A 21,731-nucleotide genomic window follows, 5' to 3' on the forward strand; every position below is an offset into this window, starting at 1 on the left:
CGTGCGACGGGCATGATGCCTAGATGTCCCTTGGTCGAGGGCAAGAATGAGCATGTCCCGTGGGGTGGCCAGCGAAGAATGGGCATGTTCCGTGGAGTGGGCAGCGAAGAGTGGACATGTCCGGCCTTGGCCGCGTGCGAYGGGCATGATGCCTAGATGTCCCTTGGTCGGGGGCAAGAATGGGCATGTCCCAGGCTGAGGCCACCGAAGAATGGGCATGTCCCAGGCTGAGGCCATCGAAGAATGGGCATGTCCCTCGTCGGAGGGTGCGGCAAAGACAGCTAGGCGCGGACTGACCTCTGGCACAGGCCGATGAAGCCGCCCAGCTGCTCCAGACCCTCGGGGTGGGCGGGGAGGTAGTTGGTCAGTTCGGGCGCGCGGACGATCACGGCACGCCATTGGCCGCGGGACACCGCCACATTGATCCGGTTCCGCGAGAGCAGGAACTCCATACCCCGCGGAGCCTCGGCCACCGCAGAACATGCCATGGACACAATCACGACCGCGGCCTCCTGTCCCTGGAACTTATCCACGGTCCCCACCCGCACGCCGGAGAGATTCGCGGCGTCCAAGGCATCGCGAATGACGTTGACCTGCGCGTTGTAGGCAGCCACCACCAGAATGTCGGCCGCCTCCAATGGCCGGGCTCCGTCTGCGGTGTGCCAGGAAAGGCCCAAATGGTGGCGCACCTGCCCGACGACCTCGGCAGCCTCCTCGGCCGACGACGTCGTGTTCCCGCTGTGCGGCACCATCACCGTCTCAATCCCCGCGGGCACACCCTCCAGACGGCGCAGATCCGCGGGCGGGGCGGAACGTAACCGGCCTTCGTAGGACAACTCCGAGACGGCCAGGCACAGCTCTGAGTTCATCCGCCACGAGTCGGCCAAGAAGTAGCCAAGCTCGGGCGGCAACGTGGCGTGGCCTGCGGAAATCCAGCCCAGGGCAGACTCGTCGACCGGCTCGGGGTGCCTGCCCTGGCTGACCTGCGGCAGCTGCTGCGGGTCGCCGAGCAAGAGCAGCCGGCTGCTGGCCTGCGCCACGGCAAGGGTGTTGGCCAGCGAGAACTGGCCGGCCTCGTCAATCACCAGGAGGTCCAGGGAGCCGGCCGGGACGGTGGCGCCGGTCATGGTCCATGCCGTGCCACCGACGAGGGCGCCTCCAGGCGCACCCAACAGCTCCGCACCGTCCTTGCCGGTGCGCCGGGCCCACGGCAGGGCGTCGTTGTGCTTCACGTCTTTGGCCACCAGCGCCGGGTCGACCCCGGCCTTCGTGACGGCGGTCTTCAGCAGGTTCTCCACCACCGCATGCGACTGGCCGACGACGCCGACTTTCCAGCCACGGGCCACGAGCCGGGCGATGACGTGGGACCCCACATGGGTCTTGCCCGTTCCGGGCGGACCCTGCACCGCCAGGTAGGAGTGGTCAAGGGCCAGCACGGCCGCCGTGATGGCTTCAATGAAGCGGTCCGGTCCGGCACCAGGCTGCGGCAGTGAAGCTCCGGCGGCCAGCCTCGGCGGCTGACGCCGGACGAGGTCAAGCGCAGGATGGCGGGGGAGGGAGCCGGACCCCAGGCCGGCGACCACCGTGTCAGCGAGGGCTGCCAGTGCTTGCTCGAGGCTCTTGGTGGCGAGGGGCTGGTCTTCCGTCAGCGCAATGGGGAGGTCATTGTAGGGCGGTATCTTCCGGTGCAGCCGGTCCCGGATGATGACGGTGTCCTTGCCGTCCTCACGCCCCAGCTCCAGGACCTCCGTGCCGAACCATCCGCTCCGCCCGGTTCCGTTCTTGCCGGTACCCTCCAGCCCGGCGGGAAGAGGCAGCTCGTACATGCGGAACCACTTGCTGCCCTCGCGGAGGTCCGACCCGGGACTCACGGAGCCGGTCAGCTTGACCCGCCGCTCCGGAAGTTTGGTCCCCGTCTGTTGCCAGTCGTCGAGGAGTTCCGCGGATTCGACGAGGAAAACGTTCCGGTCCCGTTCGTGCGTGTCCGGACCGTGCTCACACCGGTCGAAGTGCGACCACCAGAACGACTTGCGCTCCCGGCGGTGATAGCTCACGGCCGCGGCCAGCATGGCGATGGCCTTACGGTCGTCCTCGGACAAGCCGCCGCCCGGCTCAGCAAATTCCATCAGTGCCAGCTCAGCCGGGGCAAGCGCGGCATCGGCTCGTGCCGAGCCGTCGTCGTCGGGGCCGTCCTCTAAGCCCGCCTCCGCGCCGGACGCCGCGCCGTGCGGCTCCAGCCGGCGTTCCTTGGCCAGCCCGAGCAGCCAGTTCCGGAGCTCCAGCGTGGAGAGGCAGTCGTATTCGTTGTAGTCGGAGATCCCGGCGAGGATTGTGGCCGCTTCGTCGGGCCGCTCATTGTCCCTCGCGTCGCAGAACCGTGCATAGGCAATCACGGAGGCGCCGGCATCCTTCACTTCGCCAGTTCGAAGGTTCGCCCCCATGTAGAGCGGCTCGAGCTTCTTGATGCTGTAAGAGTTCTCGGAGATCCTGATGCTGTTCCGGACCGTTTGGTACAGGTCCACCAGCAGGCCTTCGCGGAGCCACTCGTCCACGATGTCCTCCCCGGCAACGTGCATCACCGAGAGTTTCCGAAGCGCCGTTTTTTCATACGGTGCGTAGTGGTAGACGTGCATGTCCGGGTGGTCCCGCCGGCGTTTCTCGACATAGTCAAGGAAATCGAGGAACGCCTGCTTCTCCGCCTCCCTGCTGTGGGCCCAGAATGGCCGGAACATCCCCGGACTGCCGGGCTCGGTGGGCGCCTCAATCACGCCGAACAGGTACTCGAGCCCCCACACTCCCGTGGCGCGGTCCTGCCACAGCGGATCGCCTTCGAAGTCGAAGAAAATATCGCCCCGGCTCGGTGGGGGCAGCTCGGCCAAGGTGTTCCCGGGCAGGACGCCGTAGCGGATGGTGTGCTCTTCGCCGTCCTTGCGGTAGCAGACTTCGCCGTCGGCAGGGCCAACGCCGCTCTGCATCCGCGCCTGTTCCTGCAGGCGCAGGAGCGTAGGTGTGGGCTTGGTGAGGGTCGCTTGCGCCAGGTCAGTGACTGAACTAATCCCACGTTCGTGGAGGTTCTTGCGCTGCACGGAGTTCATCCGGGCCACGAGGAGGAGATCGTCGGTGGCTTTGACTTGCTCCTGGCAGTAATCGCAGCGGCCACAGGCGGTGAGCCCGGGCGCGCCCCAGCCCACTGTTCCCGGCTGTGCGATGTGCGCGGCGGTCAGCGCGAGGAAACGCTCGCGGCGCTCGCGGAAAACCGGCAGGATCTCGGAGAGTTTGTGGTGGCTTCGCACGTAGTCGAATCCGCCACCGGGCAGCTGCACCGTCGAGCCAAGGACGAGTGTCACCGCCGGGTCCACCGGGATCCCGGCCTTCAGCAGCTGGTCGCCGTAGGCGGCCAGCTGGAGCAGAGCCGTCACCTTTGCGTGGCGGGCGAGCTTGGTGTCGAACACGGCGTAGCTGCCGTCGGACTGCCGCACGAGGAAGTCGGAGCGACCGTGGAACTGGCCGTCGAAGAAGGCGGCCTGGAAGACGACGTCGGCTCCCTCGCGCAGCGCCCCAATGGACTCGGCGTGCTTGGCCGCCAGCGTGGCACGGTCCATGGCCTCGGCCGGGACGACGTCGTACACGCCGTGCCCGGTGGCCGGATCCCAGTCGCCAAACTCCGCCACGAAACCGCCGAGGACCTTGCGCTCGTGGAGGTCACCCAACACCGCTGCATGCTTGAGCATCTCGTCGTCTTCGAACGTAGCCCTGGGGGACCGGCCCAGCTTCTCGTCGAGTTTGCGCAGCAGCTGATACTCGCAACTCGCTGCCACCACGAGGTCGCTCGCGGAGTAGACCAGATCCGGTGATGAGCCCGGTACCTCAGGTTCAAGAAAAAACACTGTGCCCCCGTTGGTGGTGCCCCGTTGTTGGTGCCTCCGCTATTCAAGCTATCAAAGCCCTCTGACAGTCAAACACGGGACAGGTACCAGGCAATGCCCTCTGGTTCCTGTCGCAGGACCGGCGTAGGGTCTGAGGACTATGACCGAACAGCAACCGTATGAGCTGGTCCAGCGCTACGCGCACTTCGAGCTGCGCCGCTATCCCGCGTACGCCGTAGCGGAAATAGAGGTCAAAGCGACCTTCGACCGCGCCGGGAATGCCGCTTTCCGGCACCTGTTCAACTACATCAGCGGCAGCAACGCGGCGCAACGGAAGCTGGCGATGACGGCCCCGGTGATCCAGGGGCCCGGGCCGTCGCAAAAGCTGGCGATGACCGCGCCGGTATTGCAAAGCGGCCCGCTGCCGGGAAGCGCAGAGCCCGCTGATTTCATCGTGGCCTTTGTGCTCCCCGCTGGGGTGACGGCGGAGACGGCGCCGGTCCCGGCGAACCCAGACGTTAGAGTCCGGGCCCAGCCAGGTTCCCTGGCAGCCGCCCTTCGGTTCTCCGGCAGCGGGTCGGAGGCGGCCTTTGTACGGCGAAACGATGGCCTCCAGGAGGCACTGAAGCTAGCCGGGCTGAAGCCTGTGGGGCCGCCACGATTCGCCCGTTTTGATCCGCCGTTCAAGCCGTGGTTCCTGCGCCGCAACGAGGTTGTTCAGGACGTGCAGGAGCCCTTTACTCCTCCGGGCGAGCCCGGCCGCTGACCGGGGTAAGGCAAAATGGTTTGGTGACCCAACACCCGCAGCGCCCCGCCTCACCCGCCTCGCCCGCCTCCGGCCCGTCCGCGAAGACCGGCTCACCACAGACCGGCACGCCGCACACCCAGGAGTCCGGCATCGCCGCCCAGATCGCCGGCGAGCTCGGCGTTCTGCCGTGGCAGGTCAAGGCCGCCGTGGATCTGCTCGATGCCGGGTCCACCGTGCCCTTCATCGCCCGCTACCGGAAGGAAGCGACCGGCACCCTGGACGACACCCAGCTCCGCGAGCTGGAGGAGCGGCTGCGCTACCTGCGCGAGCTCGAGGACCGCCGCCGGAGTATCCTCGAGGCGATTGCCGCCCAGGGCGCGCTGACCCCGGAACTGCAGGCCGCCGTCGTCGGCGCGGACACTAAGTCGCGGCTGGAGGACATCTACCTCCCGTTCAAAACCAAGCGGCGCACCAAGGCGCAGATCGCCCGCGAAGCCGGACTGGAGCCGCTCGCCGACGCCCTGCTCAAGCGCCCCGAACTGGACCCGGAGCGCGAGGCGGCCAAGTACCTCAACGCCGAACACTCGATCGGGGACCCGGCCGCGGCGCTCGCCGGTGCCCGCTCCATCCTGGTGGAACGCGTAGCGCAGGACGCCGACCTGGCCGCCACGCTCCGGGAACGGCTATGGACCCAGGGCCGGATGGTGTCCCGGGTGAAGAAAGGCAAGGAATCCGAGGGCCAGAAATTCAAGGACTACTTCGAGTTCTCCCAGCAGCCGGCCGGAATGCCCTCGCACCGTGTCCTGGCGCTGCTGCGCGGAGAAAAGGACGGCGCGCTGGAGCTGGACCTCGCCGAGGCTGATCCGAACGACGACGCCGCCCTCACCGCCGCCCGCGGCCGGTACGAGGCGGCCGTGGCCAGGTTCCTCGGGGTTGCCGACCGCGGCCGTGCCGCCGATGCCTGGCTGCTGCAGACCGCGCAGCTGGCCTGGCGCTCGCGCGTCCTGGCGCGGCTGACGGCAGACCTGCGCAGCCGGATGTTCGCCGCCGCCGAGGACGAGGCCGTGCGTGTGTTCGCCGCGAACCTGCGCGATGTGCTGCTCGCCGCGCCGGCGGGGAACCGCGCCACCCTGGGCCTGGACCCGGGACTGCGCACCGGCGTCAAGGTCGCCGTGGTGGATGGCACCGGCAAGGTGGTCGCGACGGACACCGTCTACCCGCACGCCCCGGCCCGGAAATGGGACGAGGCGCTGCGGACCCTCGTGGGCCTCGCCACGAAGCACGGGGTCGAACTCGTCGCGATCGGCAACGGCACCGCGTCGAGGGAGACGGACAAGCTCGCCGCCGAACTGCTCAAGCAGCTCTCCTCCKGGCCGGAAAACAAGCCGCAGAAAATTGTGGTGTCCGAGGCCGGGGCGTCGGTGTATTCGGCGTCGGCGCTCGCCGCGGCGGAGCTGCCCGGCATGGATGTGTCCCTGCGCGGCGCCGTCTCGATCGCCCGGCGGCTGCAGGACCCGCTCGCGGAGCTGGTGAAGATTGAGCCGAAGTCGATCGGCGTCGGACAGTACCAGCACGACGTCACGGCCGCGAAGCTGGACCGCAGCCTGGACGCGGTGGTCGAGGACTGCGTGAACGCGGTGGGCGTGGACGTCAACACCGCCTCGCCCGCACTGTTGAGCCGGGTGGCCGGGGTCGGGCCGCTGCTGAGCGAGAACATTGTGGCGTACCGGAACGAGCACGGGCCCTTCGCCAAGCGCAGCGAGCTGAAGAAGGTCCCGCGGCTGGGCGCCAAGGCGTTTGAGCAGTGCGCAGGCTTCCTGCGGATCACCGGGGGAGCGGAGCCGCTGGACGCCTCCAGCGTGCATCCGGAGGCCTACCCCGTGGCCCGGAAAATCAAGGCGGCCGCCGGTAAAGCGCCCGCTGCGGGAAGCTTTGCGGCGCTGAACCCGCAGGACTTCGTGGACGGCTCCTTCGGCCTGCCCACCGTGCAGGACATCATCGCCGAGCTCGAGAAGCCCGGCCGTGACCCGCGTCCGGCCTTCGCGGCGGCAGCGTTTTCTGAAGGCATCGAGAAGATCTCGGACCTCAGGCCCGGCATGGTGCTGGAGGGAACGGTGACCAACGTGGCCGCGTTCGGCGCGTTCGTCGACGTCGGGGTGCACCAGGACGGGCTTGTGCATGTCTCGGCCCTGGCCAACCGCTTTGTCTCCGATCCCCGTGAGGTGGTGAAGTCCGGGCAGGTGGTCCGGGTCAAGGTGCTGGAGGCGGATCCGGAGCGGAAGCGCATCTCGCTCACCCTCAGGCTCGACGACGAACCGGCCTCCGGCGGTCGTGCGGCGGGCGGCCGCAGTGCCGGAGACCGCCCGGCCGGCGGTCGTGCGGACTCGCGGCCGGAACGTCCGCGGCAGCCTGCGTCGCAGGCGCCGTCGACCCAGCCGTCGAATCAACCGTCCGGAAGGCAGCCGTCCGGGAAACCGGCAGCCGACCGGCGGACGCCGGGCAGGCAACCGCAGAAGCCGGCCCCCACGCCGTCGCCGGTCAACACCGCGATGGCCGAGGCACTCCGGAAGGCCGGCCTGGGCAAGTAGCGCCCGGTGCGGCTGCCGCACCACCGTTCGTCGCGGATTCCCTACCGCTTGGCGCATAACTAGTACGTTTGCTGACGATCTGCACCATGATTGCCGGAGGCAACGGCCCTCTACCGGAAGCTCGGTCAGAGGACCTGGCAGAGGGCCGTTTCCGCAATGTGCTGGACACCGATGTCCGTTGACGAGCAGGGGGAGTACTTATGGGTTGGCTGGACCGCGAACGAACCATCGCCCCGCCGGGATTTAACCGGTGGCTCGTACCCCCGGCAGCCCTCGCGGTGCACCTGTGCATCGGCCAGGCCTACGCGACGAGCGTCTACAAGACCGCGCTGGTGAAGCACTTCGGCGCGAGCCTGACCGAGATCGGCGTGATCTTCTCCGTTGCGATCGTGATGCTGGGCCTCTCGGCCGCCATCATGGGCACCTGGGTGGACAGGAACGGGCCCCGCAAGGCGATGTTCACCTCCGCCGCGTTCTGGGCGAGCGGCTTCCTGATCGGCTCCCTGGGCATCTTCAGCCACCAGCTCTGGCTCGTCTACCTCGGCTACGGCGTCGTCGGCGGCATCGGACTGGGGATCGGTTACATCTCCCCGGTCTCCACCCTGATCAAATGGTTCCCGGACCGGCCCGGACTGGCCACGGGCATGGCGATCATGGGGTTCGGCGGCGGCGCCCTGATCGCCAGCCCGGTCTCCACGGCCCTGCTGAAAATGTACGATCCCAACTCCGGGGCCAAGGGCTGGGTGGCCAGTGGTGAGTCGGTGGGCAAGCTCTTCCTGACCCTCGCCGTCGTCTATCTGGCCTACATGATGTTCGGCGCGTTCACCATCAGAGTTCCGGCCGAGGGCTGGAAACCGGCAGGTTTCGACCCCGCAAAGGTCAAGGCCGCCTCGCTGGTCACCACGGACAACGTCTCCGCCCGGAACGCGGTCAAGACCAGGCAGTTCTGGCTCGTCTGGATCGCCCTGTTCTGCAATGTCACGGCAGGGATCGGCATCCTTGAGCAGGCCGCTCCGATGATCCAGGACTTCTTCCGCCAGCCCGACGGCACGTCCCTGGCCAGCGCCGCAGTGGCCGCGGGCTTCGTGGGGCTGCTCTCGATCGGCAACATGTCCGGCCGCTTTGCCTGGTCCGCCACCTCCGATGTCACAGGCCGCAAGCGCATCTACATGGTCTACCTCGGCGTCGGCGCCGTGCTCTACACCGTGCTGGCGCTGGCCGGCTCTACGTCCACCGTCCTCTACGTGGCCCTCGCGTTCGTCATCATCTCCTTCTACGGCGGCGGGTTCGCGACGGCCCCCGCCTACCTGCGCGACCTCTTCGGCACGTTCCAGGTCGGAGCCATCCACGGCCGGCTCCTGACGGCCTGGTCCGCGGCGGGCATCGCCGGGCCGCTGATCGTCAACGCTTTCCTGGACGCGCAGGGCAAGCCCGGCGCGCTCAACGCCGCGTCCTACCAGCCCGCCTTGCTGACCATGGTGGGGCTGCTGGTGATCGGTTTCGTGGCGAACCTCTTGGTCACGCCGGTGGACGCACGATTCCACGAACCACGTCCTGGCCGCGTCCGGGCCGAAGAACCTGCCTTGGAGGGCTGAAATGAGTACTGCACAGAGTTCGGTCACACCGTCCACCGGGAGGTTGGTCATCGCTTGGGGGCTTGTCGGCGTGCCGCTCGCGTATGGCGTCTATGAGACCCTCACCCGCGTGGCGGCCCTGTTTGGCTGACACCGTGGTGGCAGAAGTCTTCGGTGGTAGTTCGCGCGCGGTGAGTGTGCCGTTCACACGCCCGGAGGCGTTCACCACCCGCCCCACGCTGCAGGGCACGTTTGGGATGAGCGCGTCCACGCATTGGCTTGCGACGGCGGCGGCCCAGTCCGTGTTGGAGCGCGGCGGGAACGCCTTCGATGCCGCGGTGGCGGGAGCGTTCGTGCTCCACGTGGTGGAACCGCACCTCAACGGGCCCGGCGGAGACATGACCGGGATCTTCGTCACCGCGGACCGGCCGGAGCAGCCCATAGTCCTGATGGGGCAGGGCCCGGCGCCGGCCGGGGCCACCGTGCAGCACTACGTGGCCGAAGGCCTGGACCTCGTTCCGGGATCGGGTGCCCTGGCCGCCGCGGTGCCTGCCGCCGTCGACGCCTGGCTCCTGCTGCTGCGTGACCACGGGACGTGGGAGCTGGACGCGGTCCTGGACTTCGCGATCGGCTACGCGCGGGACGGGCACCCGATGCTCGGCCGGGTCGGAACCACCATCGCGGCCGTGTCCGCGCTGTTCGAGGCGCACTGGCCCACGTCCGCTGAGCTGTGGATGCCGGGCGGCCGAATCCCGGTTGAGGGCGAGCTGGTGTGGAACCCGGCCTATGCCCGCACCCTGGAACGGCTCGTGCAGGCCGGAGTTAGGGAATCCACCCGCGAGGCGGGAATTGATGCGGCCCGCCGCGAGTGGCGGGAGGGGTTCGTGGCCCGCGCCATGGTGGAGTCGGTTCAGTCCCCGCACCGGCATTCCTCGGGCACGGATCACCGCGGAGTGCTCGCCCTGGACGATCTCGCGGGATTCGAGGCCGGGTATGAGGCGGCCGCCACTGTGGAGTTCCGGGGCCACACGATCGCCAAGACCGGGCCGTGGGGTCAGGGGTCGGCGCTGCTGCAGACCCTGGCCATCCTGTCCGGCTTCGAGGACCGGTTCCTTGATCCGTCCACCGAGCTCGGGGCGCACACCGTACTGGAAGCGCAGAAGCTCGCGCTCGCGGACCGGGAGGCGTACTACGGCGACACGGACGTGCCGCTCGATTACCTCTTGTCGGAGGACTACTGTGCCGGCCGCCGGGCGTTGATCACGGAACGGGCCTCCCACGACTTCCGGCCTGGCACCGTGCCCGGGCTGGCGCCGTACATGCCGCCACTGCGCACCAATTACACGCCGCCGGCGCTCGCGGGCCATGCCTCCGCGGCCGGACTCGGCGTCGGCGAGCCCACCGTGACACCCGCGGGGGTGACCCGCGGCGATACCTGCCATATCGACGTCGTGGACCGCTGGGGCAACATGGTCTCCGCGACTCCGTCCGGCGGCTGGCTGCAGTCCTCCCCGGCGATCCCGGAGCTGGGCTTCTGCCTGGGCACCCGGCTGCAGATGACCTGGCTGGAGCCCGGCACGCCGTCCACGCTGACGCCCGGCAAACGCCCGCGCACCACCTTGACGCCCACGCTCGTGCTGCGGGACGGCCACGCCGTGACCGCGCTGGGGTCGCCCGGCGGCGACCAGCAGGACCAGTGGCAGCTGCCGTACCTGCTGCGGACCATCGTGGGCGGGTATTCGCCGCAGCAGGCCATCGACGCACCGACGTTCCATACGACGTCGGTGCCCGGGTCCTTCTGGCCGCGCACCTGGGAGCCCGGCGGCGCCGTCGTCGAGGACCGGCTCGGTGAGGACGTCATCGCGGGGCTGGAACGCCGCGGGCATGTGGTCAGCCGGGCTGGTGACTGGGCGCTGGGGCGGTTGTCCGCCGTCGTGCGGGATCCTGAGACCGGGATCCTGCAGGCTGCCGCGAATCCGCGCGGTGCGCAAGGGTACGCCGCGGGCCGGTAGCGGTTGGCGGTGCGTAGCGGTGGAGCTGAGGAATGCTCGCTTCCTAGCCGGAAGCCTTGAGCCGGTCCATGAAGCGGAGCGACTCGGCAACTATCTGCTGCTGCGCCTCGTTGCGGCTGATGCCCGGCTCGCCGTCCCCGGGCTGCCCACCGTAGTCACCGAAGAACGCGTGCACGCCGCCCACAACCGTTGCGTAGGTGGTGGTTGGCGGGAGCAGGGACCTCGACGCCGCGATCTTGTCCGGGGTGCTCAGGCCATCGTTTGAGCCGGAGATGGAGAGCACCGAGAGGCCCTGCGCGTCCGCCATGTTCTCTGCGGGGTACGAAGCAAAGAGCAGCAGCCCGGAGACGTCGTGATTCGCCGCCGCGAAGGATGATGCGCTCACGCCGCCCAACGAATGACCACCGACGGCCCAGGAAGCGATTTCGGGATGCCGGTCCATGGCTGCACGGGCCTGGTTGGTGTCCAGCAGGGAGACGCCAAGGGGTGGTTTCAGGATGACGACTAGATGACCAGCGTCCGCGAGCGGCTGCAGCAGCTCCTGATAGGCGTGCGCGTCGACCCTGGCGCCGGGGTAGAAGACGAGACCCGTGGTGGCTTTGCCCGCCGGGGCAAGGGTAATCGAAGTGGCGTCATCTGCAGCCTTTGACCCGGCTGGCGCGGTCGCGGTGGGTCCATTGGCCGGGACCGTCTTCTCCCGGTCGGGTTGGTGGGGGAACGGGCTAAGCCACATCAGCGCCGCCACGAAACCGAGGACCGTGAGCCTGCCTGCGATCCCGCGGACCAACTGCCAGGTGGAAATGTCACCGCTACGCTGCTGTTTGCCGCCGAACCACCAGCGTCTGACCAGAATCAGCGCCCAAAGAATCCCCAGTGCGACGGCGGCCACCAGGAGAGTTGGCAGGGCGGGGTGGCCGCCGAGGACGGCCGGGTTGCTGAGCAGCATCCAGAGCGGGACCACTATCAGGGCGGCCGCCGCGAGAGCGCCGCTCCCGTTCAGGATCGAGGACTTCCAGGAAGTGGGGTTGAGCCCTGTGGGGCCGGGGCTGGGGGTTTCGGTGGGGTTCGCAGGACGAAAAGGCTGGCCTTCCTTCACGGTTTGATGATATCCCCCGGCAGCGGAACCCAACGGGGTCCGGCGCGACAAAACCCCCGTCACCGGCTCGATCAGCGGCCGCTGCGCCCCACCCACAGCCCATGCAGCAGCGGAAGCACCGACGCGATCATCAGGACATTGCCGAGCACCATGTCATCCGCGCGGACCACGGAGCCGGAAACCAGCAGGGCGCCGAAGATCAGCGCCGATGCCGATCGCTGCGCCGTGCGGTCAAGCCGTCCCAGCTGCCGCTCAAGGCGCGGATTTGCTACCGACAGTGAACCGTCCTCGAGCCGGGTTAGCAGCCCATCCAGACGTTTCGGCAGACCCAGCGCCATCCCGGCGGCATCGAGCGCCTGCTGGGCAACGTCCTGCACGATGTTGCCGCGCTCGTCGCGCAGCAGCTGCGCCGCATAGGGTTCGACCGAGTCCCACAGATTGAACCGGGCGTCCAGCGAGCTGCACACACCCGACGTCAGTGACATCGCCCGGATAATGAGCAGGAAGTTCTCCGGCATCTGGAACGGCAACGAGCGGACCACGTCACCGAACTCCACCGCAAAATCACGGAACTCCCGGGGGTCAACCTCGCGAAGCTCGGCGAAGCCCATCCCGCCAAAGCGGGCAAAGAGGTGCGTCATCGCCCGCTCAAGCTCGACCGTGTCGGCTGAGGGCACCAACACCCCCACGTCGCTGATCGCGGTCATCAACCCTTTGCCGTCACGCGAAGCGGCGGCGATGAGCAGCTTCCGCAGACCGCTGCGTGTGCTCGCCGGAACCTCGCCCATCATGCCGAAGTCGATGAATGTCAGCTTCCATGGGCGCTCCGTGGATGGATCGGCAACCGGCGTGACAAAGATGTTCCCCGGGTGCGGATCGGCGTGAAAAAATCCGCTCGTAAAAATCTGGTCGAACATGACCGAGGCAAAAACAGGGGCGACCTGGGCCGGATCGATGCCCGCCGCCAGCAGTGCCTCCGAGTCCGTGATCTTGATCGCCGTGACGTCTTCGAGGGTGAGCACGCGGCGGGTGCTCCGTTCCCAGACGACGTCGGGCACCTCCACCCGGCCGTCGTCGGCGAAATCGGCAGCGAACCGCCCCGAATTCGCCGCCTCATTCAGGTAGTCGATCTCCTCAAGACTGGTCTGCGCAAACTCCTCGACCAGGGCGGGCATGTCGGCACGATCGGACACCAGGCGCACGTGGCTGAGCCAGCCGCCCACTTTGCGCAGTGCCGCCAGGTCGACGTCGACAATGGCCTTGATGCCCGGCCGCTGCACCTTCAGCACCACGCGGTCGAGCCCGGTGTCGGCGGCGTCGCCCGGGCCAAGCCTCGCCCGGTGCGCCTGCCCGAGGGACGCTGCTGCGATCGGTGTCTCCTCGACCGAGGCGAACAACTGCTCCAGCGGCGCGCCCAGCTCAGCTTCGGCGAGGGCGCGGATCGCGGGGAACGAAACCGGAGGCACCTCGTCCTGCAGCCCCTCGAGTTCCTTGGTGATCTCGGGCGGCAGCACGTCGAGCCTGGAGGACAGGAACTGTCCGACTTTGATCATGAGGCCGCCGAGGTCCACCGCCAGCGTATGGAAGCGTTGCGCGAAGCGCCGCATCCTCTTCGCCCTGGTGCGCTCGGCAATCCGCACCAGCCCGATGCGGGGGAGGAACAGCTCGAACCACCAGGTCACCGCGAGATGCCATGCGGCGAAGCGCAGGATGCGGCGGTAACGGGCCCGGTGGCCCCGGGCGCCGGGTCCCGGAGCTGCCCGGTCCCGGCGAACCGACATCACCCCGGTCAGCCCTGGGCGAGGATCGCGTACAGCCGGCGGCGCGCGTCATCGAGCACCGCCACGGCTTCCTGCACCTGCTCCGGTGTGCCGGTGCGTCCCACCTGGGAGGCGGCCTGCGCGAGCTCGACGCCCGCCTTGGGCAGCGCCGCGAATCCCGAGCCCGACGCCGGACCCGTCGACTCCCAGGGCGCTGACGTACCGGCACCCGCCATCTCCTCGCGGCCCGCGTCCGTCAGGGAATAGATCTTGCGGCCGTTGGATTCCTCAGCACGGATAAGGCCCTCGTCGGCCAGCAGCTGGAGGGTCGGATAGACGGAGCCGGCGCTGGGCTTCCAGGTGCCGCCGCTGCGCTCCTCGATTTCACGAATAATCTGATAGCCGTGCATCGGCCGCTCGGCGAGCAGTGCCAGCACAGCCGAGCGCACCTCGCCACGCCCCGCCCGGGAACCCGAGCGCTTCTCGAACCTCGAACGCAACTCCTCTACGGCCTGCCACATGCCGTCGACATTGTTGCCGCGAAATCCGCCTGCCGGGTAAGAACTGCGCATCATGCTCTCCTCTGGACGACCGTGAACGATATACAACGATAGCCAACGATACACGCGCAAATTTGCGAAACCAAGAGCGCCGGCGATCCACATCTTGCATCGTGATCCGACAGCCGTCAGCGTTCCTTTTTTGCGGTTTCCCGGGCCTGCTGAGCGGGCTCACGGCGCTTACTTGCATGCTGCCAGGCCAGTCCTGCCTGAGTGCCCAAAATAAATCCACCGAACCATACGCTTTTCCTACTTCAGAATTGGTCGCCACGGTCGATCTGGAGATTTCGCGACGTGCAAATCACTAGCGCCGTTGAGCGCGGCGGCCGGCCTTTTGTCCTCGAAGCATTGCTGAGTATTCCCCCAACGCCTAACCCGGCACGACGATGGCCGTTGAGTACTCAACCCAATCCTCCCTCCGGCCCTCCCGAAAAAGGCGATCGGCAATCCGCTGACACTCCTGCAAGTCGCTCCAGGGGCTCCACTGATTCAGCATTGTGGTCAAAGGCCCATGTGGTTCAGAACGACTCCAACTTATGTCTGTAACTCGGAATCGCTGATTACTAATCCAGTGGGATACTCGACCCGTTTTTCCAACTCGCCGTCTCGGAACAAGCGGGCCGCGACGATCTCACATTCCTGCCAATCGCGACACCATTTAGTGGTTAGAAAGTGGTTAGGCGAGTGGCTTCTGCGTCGTTACCCGTCATCCATTCCGGGCCCAACGACGCTGATCCCGGGTTCCCGAGGAAATCTGTCAGTGCCGCCTCGACAGGTCCGAGGTCGTTAACGAACCGAAAAGGAATGAAGCCCGTCGCATCACCCATCGGCACATCCACCGATTCATCCTTCGCTTGTCCGGGCCGCAACAACACCGCCCAGGAACTCTCCTGGTCAGCATCAGCATTCCGGTGACAGACCATCCCCAGCCCAACACCACCGGCCACCTCAAAACGTGCCGACCCATGCTCAACAGCCAGCCGTCCACGCAACTTCCCGTCCAAGGAATGCAGCGCAGCACCAGCCGCCTCACGTGCCTCCGCGACGGTGCTAAGGCCCCGCCCATCAACAAGCCACTCCGCCTTATTTGTGGTTTCCCGGCTCGGCTTAGCGGGCTGACGGCTCCGCTTATTCGCATGCTGCCAGGCCAGTCCTGCCTGAGTGCCCGAAATAAACCCACCGAACCACGCGATTCCGGCTGGGCCCAACACCAAACAGAGAACGAGGGAAAGCACCAAAACCAACATGGCTAGCCATCGCCAGGGCGGTGAGAAACGCAGCAACCACACACCCACGGCCAGGCCGGCGAGTAGTGCCACGACCTCCTGTGACACGTGGTCCTGAGGTCCTACCAGGATCACCGCGACCGTTGCGCTCAATAACACGCCACTAAGGATCAGAGCATTCCTTACCGGATGCTCAGCTTTTCTTCCCACAACAACCAACCCTTTCTAGGCCTGTTTTGCTCACCATCCGAGTGCGCTCTGGAGTTGGTCGCCACCGAAGCCGACAGTGCCACCTCCAAAGGCGCCTCCCCACAGTCCCACGGTATTCGTCTGGTTGTAGTTAAACATGCCGTTCACAGTCCGAGGCGCAAAGTACGGCATCTGCCTTAGCGTGCTAACGCCTGTCTGGTTGAACGCCGGTATGCGCCCCACAGGTATCGCGGCAGCACCCGCTCCAAACAGGCCTGTTGCCCCGGCCTTCGCGGGGTCAATGGGATCCCCGGCGACGACGTTCTCCAGCATCGAACCTGTTCCCGCACCAACGCCACTGATGGCCATCGTTCCGGCCTTGGCAACCACGCCGGTCGACGACAATGACATCCCCCTGGCGAGGCTGCCGCCGGCCGGCCCCGCGAGGCCGCCTACGGCACCGGCGAAGCCACCACCAGCGATCTTGCCCGCAAAGTCCCAGCCGTTATTGATGCGCCCGCCTTTCTGATAAAGGTAGCTCGCGGCACTTGCACCCGCACCGACGACCCCGTTGGCGCCAGCACTTACTCCGAGCGCTGCTGCAGCCTGTCCGGCCGGCGCACCCGCGAGGACGCCCCTAGTCCACATGGCCGCGCCGCCACCTGCAGCACCGGTAGCCGCGCCTATCGCGGTGTTGCCGAGGACCGACCACCAGTCGACCGAACCCTTCTGCGATTTCTGGGAAAAGACCGAGAGGCCACCCGAGCTCAATGCCCCGGCGATAGCTCCTGCCGCGATGATGTTGAGCCCCGGCACGAACAATGCAGCAACGCCAGCGGCCACGGCGAGTCCCGCAACGACGTACTCCCAGTGGCTCCCGGCCGATTTGTCGTAGGCCTTCAGCTCGTCATCAGTGAGCGGACGCAGCCCGGTGGGGTCGGTGGTGTTGAGGGGGTTATTGCCGGCGTAGGCGTAGGGGTTGCCGTCCCAGCCCGCGCCGAGGACGGGGGAGAGAGGATCGGTGGAGAGGAAACCTCGAGTAGCGGGGTCGTACGCACGTGCCCCGAGCCACTCCAGGCCAGCGATGTCCAGGCCGCCGTTGCCGGTCAGAGTGATCCCGGCGGGCAGCACACCGGCCAGCCCGGACACCGAACCCAAACCAGCGGCACCACCAACGGCAGTGCCACCCGGACCCGGGCCAGGGACTGCCGGCGCGCCGATGACGGCCCAGGGGTCGGACTGGTCGGTGGGGCGGGCGGCCCGCCAGCCCGGCGCGATCCAGGCGTCCTCGATACCGGTGACACCACCAGGCAACGAAAGGACCTGTTGACCGCCGAAGCCGGCCAGGGTGGGGATGGGGGTGGCGGTGTCCCACCACAGCTCCGACCCATCAACGGCAGCCAGCTCGCCGAGGGCGTCCACCCACAGCTCATGCCGGGAGGTTTCCATGCCGTCGGGCGTGCGGTCGGCAACGCTCTTCAGCTGGCCGCTCTGACCCCACGAGTACTCGGTCCAGGACCCGTCCGGGTGGATGAGCCGGGTGCGGCGGCCCAGGCCGTCATGAACATACTCAGTCCGTGAATCGTCAGCGTCCGTGACGGCGAGGAGCTGTCCAGCGGCGTCGTACTCATAGACCCGGGAGCCACCCGGCGTGGATTCCCGGATAAGGCGCCCGCCGGCGTCGTACATCCACTCGGAGACCGCAGAGGGAAGCCACGGCTCCCCGTTCCGGGTGGTGGCGGCCGAGACCATTTGGCCGGCCCCGTCATACCCGTACTGGGTCACAGTACCGGCGCGGGTCAGGGCCGTGATCCGGCCGTCCTCGTCCCGGCCGATCAGGGTGACATCGGTCGAGAGCGGGTCAGAACGGTCCGTGCGGCTGTGCTCGGACAGGCTCCCGTAGCGGTAGGCCCATTCCTGGACCAGGTTCCCGGCAGTGGCTGCGGTGATACGCCCCGACGCATCGTGGGAGAACACGGCCTCCCCGAGCCGGGGGTTGCTGACAGCGGTCACCCGGCCTGCGGCATCCCGGACATAAGTGGTGGTGGTTCCGTGCGCGTCGGTGAAACCGGTGCGGTTCCCGTCGGCGTCGTACTTCCACGACATTCCCCGGCCGCCGCGGGTGCGGGACGCCAGCCGCCCGCAGCGGTCATACGCGAGCTCGTGCTCGACGGCCAGCCCGTCAGCGCCCGTGTAATCGGTAATGATTACGCGGCGGCGGATCAGGTCGCGTTCGACGCCGGCAATGGGCTTCCCGTCGAACGAGGTGGAGGATTCCCGGCCGGCCCGGTCATACGTCCAGGTTGTGGTGTGTCCGTCCGGGTCGGTCTGGGACAGTTGCCGCCCGGCGGGATCGTAGGTGGCGGTGCTCATCCGCCCGAGCGGATCGGTGACGGAATCAACCTGGTCCGTGGCCGTGTAGGTGCGGGTGGTCACCCCGCCCAGGGGATCGGTGATCCGGACCAGGCGCCCGCGGACGTCGTACTCGAACCGGGTCCGGCCGCCCACGCCGTTGACGGTCTCGGTCAGTTCCCCGGCGGTGTTGTATTTGAACCGGCGCGTGCCGTACCAGGAGTCCTGGCTGAACGTCAGCCGCCCGGCCTTGTCGTAGCCGTACCGGGAAACGCCCTGACCGGGGGTGCGGCGCAACACAAGCCGCCCGCACGGGTCGTACTCGAAGGTCTCGACCTCGCCCGTGGGCAGCGTCCGGGAAATGACGCGCTGATCGGCGTCGTAGGCCAGTTCCGTGACCGCGCCGAGGGGGTCCGTGGTTTTCCAGGGCCGCCCGCACACGTCGTACTCGTACCGGGTAACGGCCCCGCTGGGGGAGGTGATCGACGTGATCTTCCCGGCCACGTCCCGGCCCAGGACCGTCAGGCCGCCGTCGCCGTCGACGAGCTCCACCGGGTTGCCCGCCGCGTCATAGGAGATGAGCTCCGCGGAGCCGTCCACCCCCTGGACCTGCCTGGGGCGCCCGTACGCATCGAAGCTGTACGTCGAGGATGAGAACGCGTCCGTCAGCGTCGCCGTCCCGGCCTTGCGGTCCGCGGTCGCGTCTGTGCGGACCCCGGTGGGGTCGACGACGGCGGTCAGGGCGCCGATCTTGTCGTACTCCCGTACCCAGTCATGGCCGGCGGGGTCCGTGATCCCGACCAGCCGGGAAAGCGTGTCATGGACAAAGCCCCAGCGGGCACCGTCGGGCAGCACCGCGGCGGTGACGTTGCCGAGCTCATCGAAGACCCGCTCAATGGCCCGGCCCAACGGATCGATTGTCCGGACCAGTTCACCGTTGACGGCGTATTCGAGTTCGGTCCGCCCGCCGTCCGGGGCGACGAACGCCGTCGTCCGCCCCGCCGAATCGTGTTCGAAGGCCCAGACGGCGCCGTCCGGGTCCTCGCGCCGCACCAGCGGGCCCGCGGCGTCGTAGCTGAAACGGGTCTCAGCGCCCGACGGGCTGATGGCCGTGACCGGGCGGCCCGCATGGTCACGGACGATCCTTGCGATGTCTCCTACAGCGTTCCGGGTCGCGACCAGGTCCCCGAACCCGTCGTACTCAAAGCCGACCGTCACTCCGGCCGGGTCCACTACTTGGGCCAGTTGCCCGTTCCGCCACTGAAGCTCGGTGCGCCCGCCCAGCGGGTCCAGGATCACCGAGGGATCCCGCGACACCTCATCGGCATACTCATACGAGACGACCGACCCGGACTCCGTCACCAGCGTGGTGATGCGGTCTTGCTCATCCCAGCCGTAGGTGAGGTCCGCGCCTTCCGGGGTCACGGTCCGGGTCTTCCGGCCCCGCCCGTCGTAGGCGTGCACCGTGACCGTCCCGTCGCGCTCCGTGAACGACACCAGATTTCCGTGGCCGTCATACGCCATGGACTGACGCTGGTCATGGGAATCAAGCACCCCGACCAGGCGGCCCTTCGCATCGGCGATCCACGAGTTTGAGCGGGTACCGTCCTCATCCGAAACCACCGTGACCCGGCCCGGCAGATACGCGAACCTGGTCCGGCGCCCATGCTGGGAGGTCTGCAGGACAACCCTGCCGTGTTCGTCGTAGGTGTTCTCTGCCTCGAGAACGCCCGCAGCCGAGACCACGGCCTCGATCAGGCCCTGCTCATTCCACCGGTAGGTGCGCGTCCCCAGCCCGGTCTCCACACGCGTCAGCCTGCCAGCGGCGTCGTACGCGTACTCCACCCGGCGCCCGTCCGAGGCCCTCACCACGGCAACAAGCCCGTCCACGTACTCGACGTCGAGGAAACGGCCCCGCACATGCGCCAGCCGGGTCACGAGTCCGGCACTGCCGGCGTCAGCTGGCCCTTCCCGGAGAACGGACGCCGTCCGGCCAGGCCCGGACCCGGCACCGAGCCACACCCCGGCCAGGCTGTAAGCCCACCACGCGCCCTGGTTGTCCCGGACCACCAGGAGCTCGACCGTACCGTCAGGCAGGGAGCCCAGCTCCGCCAGGTCAGCTGTTGTTGCGGGCTCCCGGGTGAGCCAGTAATTCTCTCCCACGCCCCTGCCCCAGCCGGTGCCCTCCCGGGGGAAGTCCACGGCCCGGCCGTCGGCCATCACCCACCGGCAGCCCTCATCCGAGACCGCGAGGTACTGATCCAGAACCGAGGCCCACCCAGGACCAAACACCCCGGGCATCTCCAAACCTGACGCCAGCGAGTTGTACATCCGAGACAGCACCACGTTTGAGGCAATCCCGGCGAACCCCAGATCCGTTTCCGGCTCGATGAAGTTTCCCGTTGAGGTGTTCACGGGATCATTGGCGTACCCGCTGGTCGGCATCGCACCGGCCGCCGTGGGCGGATCAATCGCCAACGAGGACCGGGTCGCACTCACCCCCGCCGCAGCGAGCGCCTCGTTCACCGCCGCGTCTGAAACACTCGACACGGCCCCCTCGCCGCCGGCGGCGGCAAATGCATCCGCAACCGTCACCGCCCATTTCGCGTCGTTCTCGTTCGCCTGCAAGTACCGCCGGTATGCGGTGATCACTCCGGACGCGTCTATTGAACCCCAGTAGCAAGCAGACGCGAACGAGGACATTTGCCCGTGCAACGAGCCCGGCTCGGCCGCCAAACCGTCGTCCAGGCCCCGCGACCCTGCCGCGAAGGACCGCAGATCAGCCGGCCGCGCCGAGGACGTCCCGCCTCCATACCCGCCACCGGGCGCCGGGGTTTCCCGTGAGCCCAGGGCCGCCGAGGCCGGAGCAAACGACGGGGCCGGACCCGGATCCGCGTTCGGCCGCTCCGACTCACCAAAAAACCAGTCCCTGGCCTGTTCGAAGCCGTTCCGGTCGTTGTGCTCCCGGACCCACTCGTTGTTCCGCCGGCGCCGATCATCCTCATCACGCCCGGCCTCGATCATCTGGCCCACATAGCCGGCGACCGTCCGCAATGCTGAGGCCAGGGCCTCCGCGTCCCCCGCAGCCGTTACTGCGTTCGCCGCGAACAGGTCCGAGAAATGGCCCTGGAAGTCCGTCTTCGCCGTGGAAACATACGAAGCCCGCGACCCCGCCTGCCCCTCAACCCGCGACGCCGCTGATTCAAATACCGACTGCACCGCGTCGGCCACGGCATAACTGAACCGCCCGCCATGAGAAGCATCCGACGCCGGCAACAGCGGCACCTCAACGAAATCGGTCACAACCAAAGCCCCCCACAGAACAAGAACTGGAACAGAAAGACAAACCACCAAACGTGCATCGGCCAGGTAACCGCCCACTCACCAGAGCGGCGCGACTACCTGGCCCTCACGCAATCACATACAGGCTCAGGCGCCGCCGCCAGCAGAGAAGATGTCCTGCGAAATCTTCTGCAGCTGCCCCCGCAACTGCTCGAGTTCCTCCTTGGCCTTGTCCAAAGCAGCCTTCGTCTCCGGCCACGTAGAACCTCGGAACTGCGCAGCCAGGGGACCATCCCAAATATTCGGATCTGACAAAACTCGTCCCTGCGCATCCAGCGCCGAGATCTGATCCGTGAAACCACCGTTAATGATCGACTGCACCTGCCCAATCGCAGCCTTCGCTTGCTCAGTAGACAACACACGCGACATAGAAATTCCTCCCAAGAGACAAGCGCTTCTCCGCCGGACACGTAACCGC

General features: G+C 67.5%; 12 protein-coding genes. 5 read left to right on the forward strand and 7 right to left on the reverse strand.

Annotated elements, in window-relative coordinates:
• Positions 1–281: 281 nt before the first annotated feature.
• On the reverse strand, positions 282–3,887 hold the full coding sequence (locus AC1DHX_RS10775) for a TM0106 family RecB-like putative nuclease (protein WP_476859712.1): 3,606 nt from the start codon (positions 3,885–3,887) through the stop codon (positions 282–284).
• Positions 3,888–4,026: 139 nt separating this feature from the next.
• Between AC1DHX_RS10775 and AC1DHX_RS10780 the strand changes: the two genes are divergently transcribed.
• The 5 genes from AC1DHX_RS10780 (at position 4,027) to AC1DHX_RS10800 (ending at position 10,788) form a co-directional block, all read left to right on the forward strand.
• On the forward strand, positions 4,027–4,632 hold the full coding sequence (locus tag AC1DHX_RS10780; RefSeq protein ID WP_476859713.1) for an SOUL family heme-binding protein: 606 nt from the start codon (positions 4,027–4,029) through the stop codon (positions 4,630–4,632).
• Between the two features lie 23 nt (positions 4,633–4,655).
• The gene (locus AC1DHX_RS10785; RefSeq protein ID WP_476900027.1) at positions 4,656–7,202 is read left to right on the forward strand and encodes a helix-hairpin-helix domain-containing protein; all 2,547 of its coding nucleotides are present in this window, start codon (positions 4,656–4,658) and stop codon (positions 7,200–7,202) included.
• Positions 7,203–7,402: 200 nt separating this feature from the next.
• Positions 7,403–8,797, forward strand: coding sequence for an OFA family MFS transporter (locus tag AC1DHX_RS10790; RefSeq protein WP_223915547.1), 1,395 nt, complete (start codon positions 7,403–7,405; stop codon positions 8,795–8,797).
• A 1-nt stretch (position 8,798) separates the two neighbouring features.
• Positions 8,799–8,927: an MFS transporter small subunit gene (locus AC1DHX_RS10795; RefSeq protein ID WP_263407449.1), complete on the forward strand. Its 129-nt coding sequence runs from the start codon at positions 8,799–8,801 to the stop codon at positions 8,925–8,927.
• 106 nt (positions 8,928–9,033) lie between these two features.
• Positions 9,034–10,788: a gamma-glutamyltransferase family protein gene (locus tag AC1DHX_RS10800; protein ID WP_476859806.1), complete on the forward strand. Its 1,755-nt coding sequence runs from the start codon at positions 9,034–9,036 to the stop codon at positions 10,786–10,788.
• A 43-nt stretch (positions 10,789–10,831) separates the two neighbouring features.
• On the opposite strand, the gene AC1DHX_RS10805 is transcribed toward AC1DHX_RS10800, so the two are convergent.
• From AC1DHX_RS10805 to AC1DHX_RS10830, 6 genes are all read right to left on the reverse strand, one after another.
• On the reverse strand, positions 10,832–11,884 hold the full coding sequence (locus tag AC1DHX_RS10805) for an alpha/beta hydrolase (protein ID WP_476859715.1): 1,053 nt from the start codon (positions 11,882–11,884) through the stop codon (positions 10,832–10,834).
• 71 nt (positions 11,885–11,955) lie between these two features.
• On the reverse strand, positions 11,956–13,665 hold the full coding sequence (locus AC1DHX_RS10810; RefSeq protein ID WP_476859716.1) for an ABC1 kinase family protein: 1,710 nt from the start codon (positions 13,663–13,665) through the stop codon (positions 11,956–11,958).
• A gap of 8 nt (positions 13,666–13,673) precedes the next feature.
• Positions 13,674–14,216, reverse strand: a complete 543-nt coding sequence (locus AC1DHX_RS10815; RefSeq protein ID WP_223915556.1) for a PadR family transcriptional regulator — start codon at positions 14,214–14,216, stop codon at positions 13,674–13,676.
• 653 nt (positions 14,217–14,869) lie between these two features.
• Positions 14,870–15,640, reverse strand: coding sequence for a hypothetical protein (locus tag AC1DHX_RS10820; protein ID WP_476859717.1), 771 nt, complete (start codon positions 15,638–15,640; stop codon positions 14,870–14,872).
• A gap of 30 nt (positions 15,641–15,670) precedes the next feature.
• Positions 15,671–21,274 carry a DUF6531 domain-containing protein gene (locus tag AC1DHX_RS10825; protein ID WP_476859718.1) on the reverse strand — a complete coding sequence of 1,868 codons (5,604 nt, stop codon included), beginning with the start codon at positions 21,272–21,274 and terminating at the stop codon, positions 15,671–15,673.
• A gap of 126 nt (positions 21,275–21,400) precedes the next feature.
• Complete coding sequence (locus AC1DHX_RS10830; protein WP_028275663.1) at positions 21,401–21,682, reverse strand: hypothetical protein; 282 nt, start codon at positions 21,680–21,682, stop codon at positions 21,401–21,403.
• Positions 21,683–21,731: the final 49 nt, after the last annotated feature.

The organism is Arthrobacter sp. 05N33_2, assembly GCF_056397425.1.

Bases quoted from the DNA above. Each gene is read 5' to 3' on its own strand.
- AC1DHX_RS10830 (WP_028275663.1), bottom strand. From the start codon at position 21,682: ATGTCGCGTGTGTTGTCTACTGAGCAAGCGAAGGCTGCGATTGGGCAG.
- AC1DHX_RS10790 (WP_223915547.1), top strand. From the start codon at position 7,403: ATGGGTTGGCTGGACCGCGAACGAACCATCGCCCCGCCGGGATTTAAC.
- AC1DHX_RS10780 (WP_476859713.1), top strand. From the start codon at position 4,027: ATGACCGAACAGCAACCGTATGAGCTGGTCCAGCGCTACGCGCACTTC.
- AC1DHX_RS10800 (WP_476859806.1), top strand. From the start codon at position 9,034: ATGAGCGCGTCCACGCATTGGCTTGCGACGGCGGCGGCCCAGTCCGTG.
- AC1DHX_RS10795 (WP_263407449.1), top strand. From the start codon at position 8,799: ATGAGTACTGCACAGAGTTCGGTCACACCGTCCACCGGGAGGTTGGTC.
- AC1DHX_RS10810 (WP_476859716.1), bottom strand. From the start codon at position 13,665: ATGTCGGTTCGCCGGGACCGGGCAGCTCCGGGACCCGGCGCCCGGGGC.
- AC1DHX_RS10815 (WP_223915556.1), bottom strand. From the start codon at position 14,216: ATGCGCAGTTCTTACCCGGCAGGCGGATTTCGCGGCAACAATGTCGAC.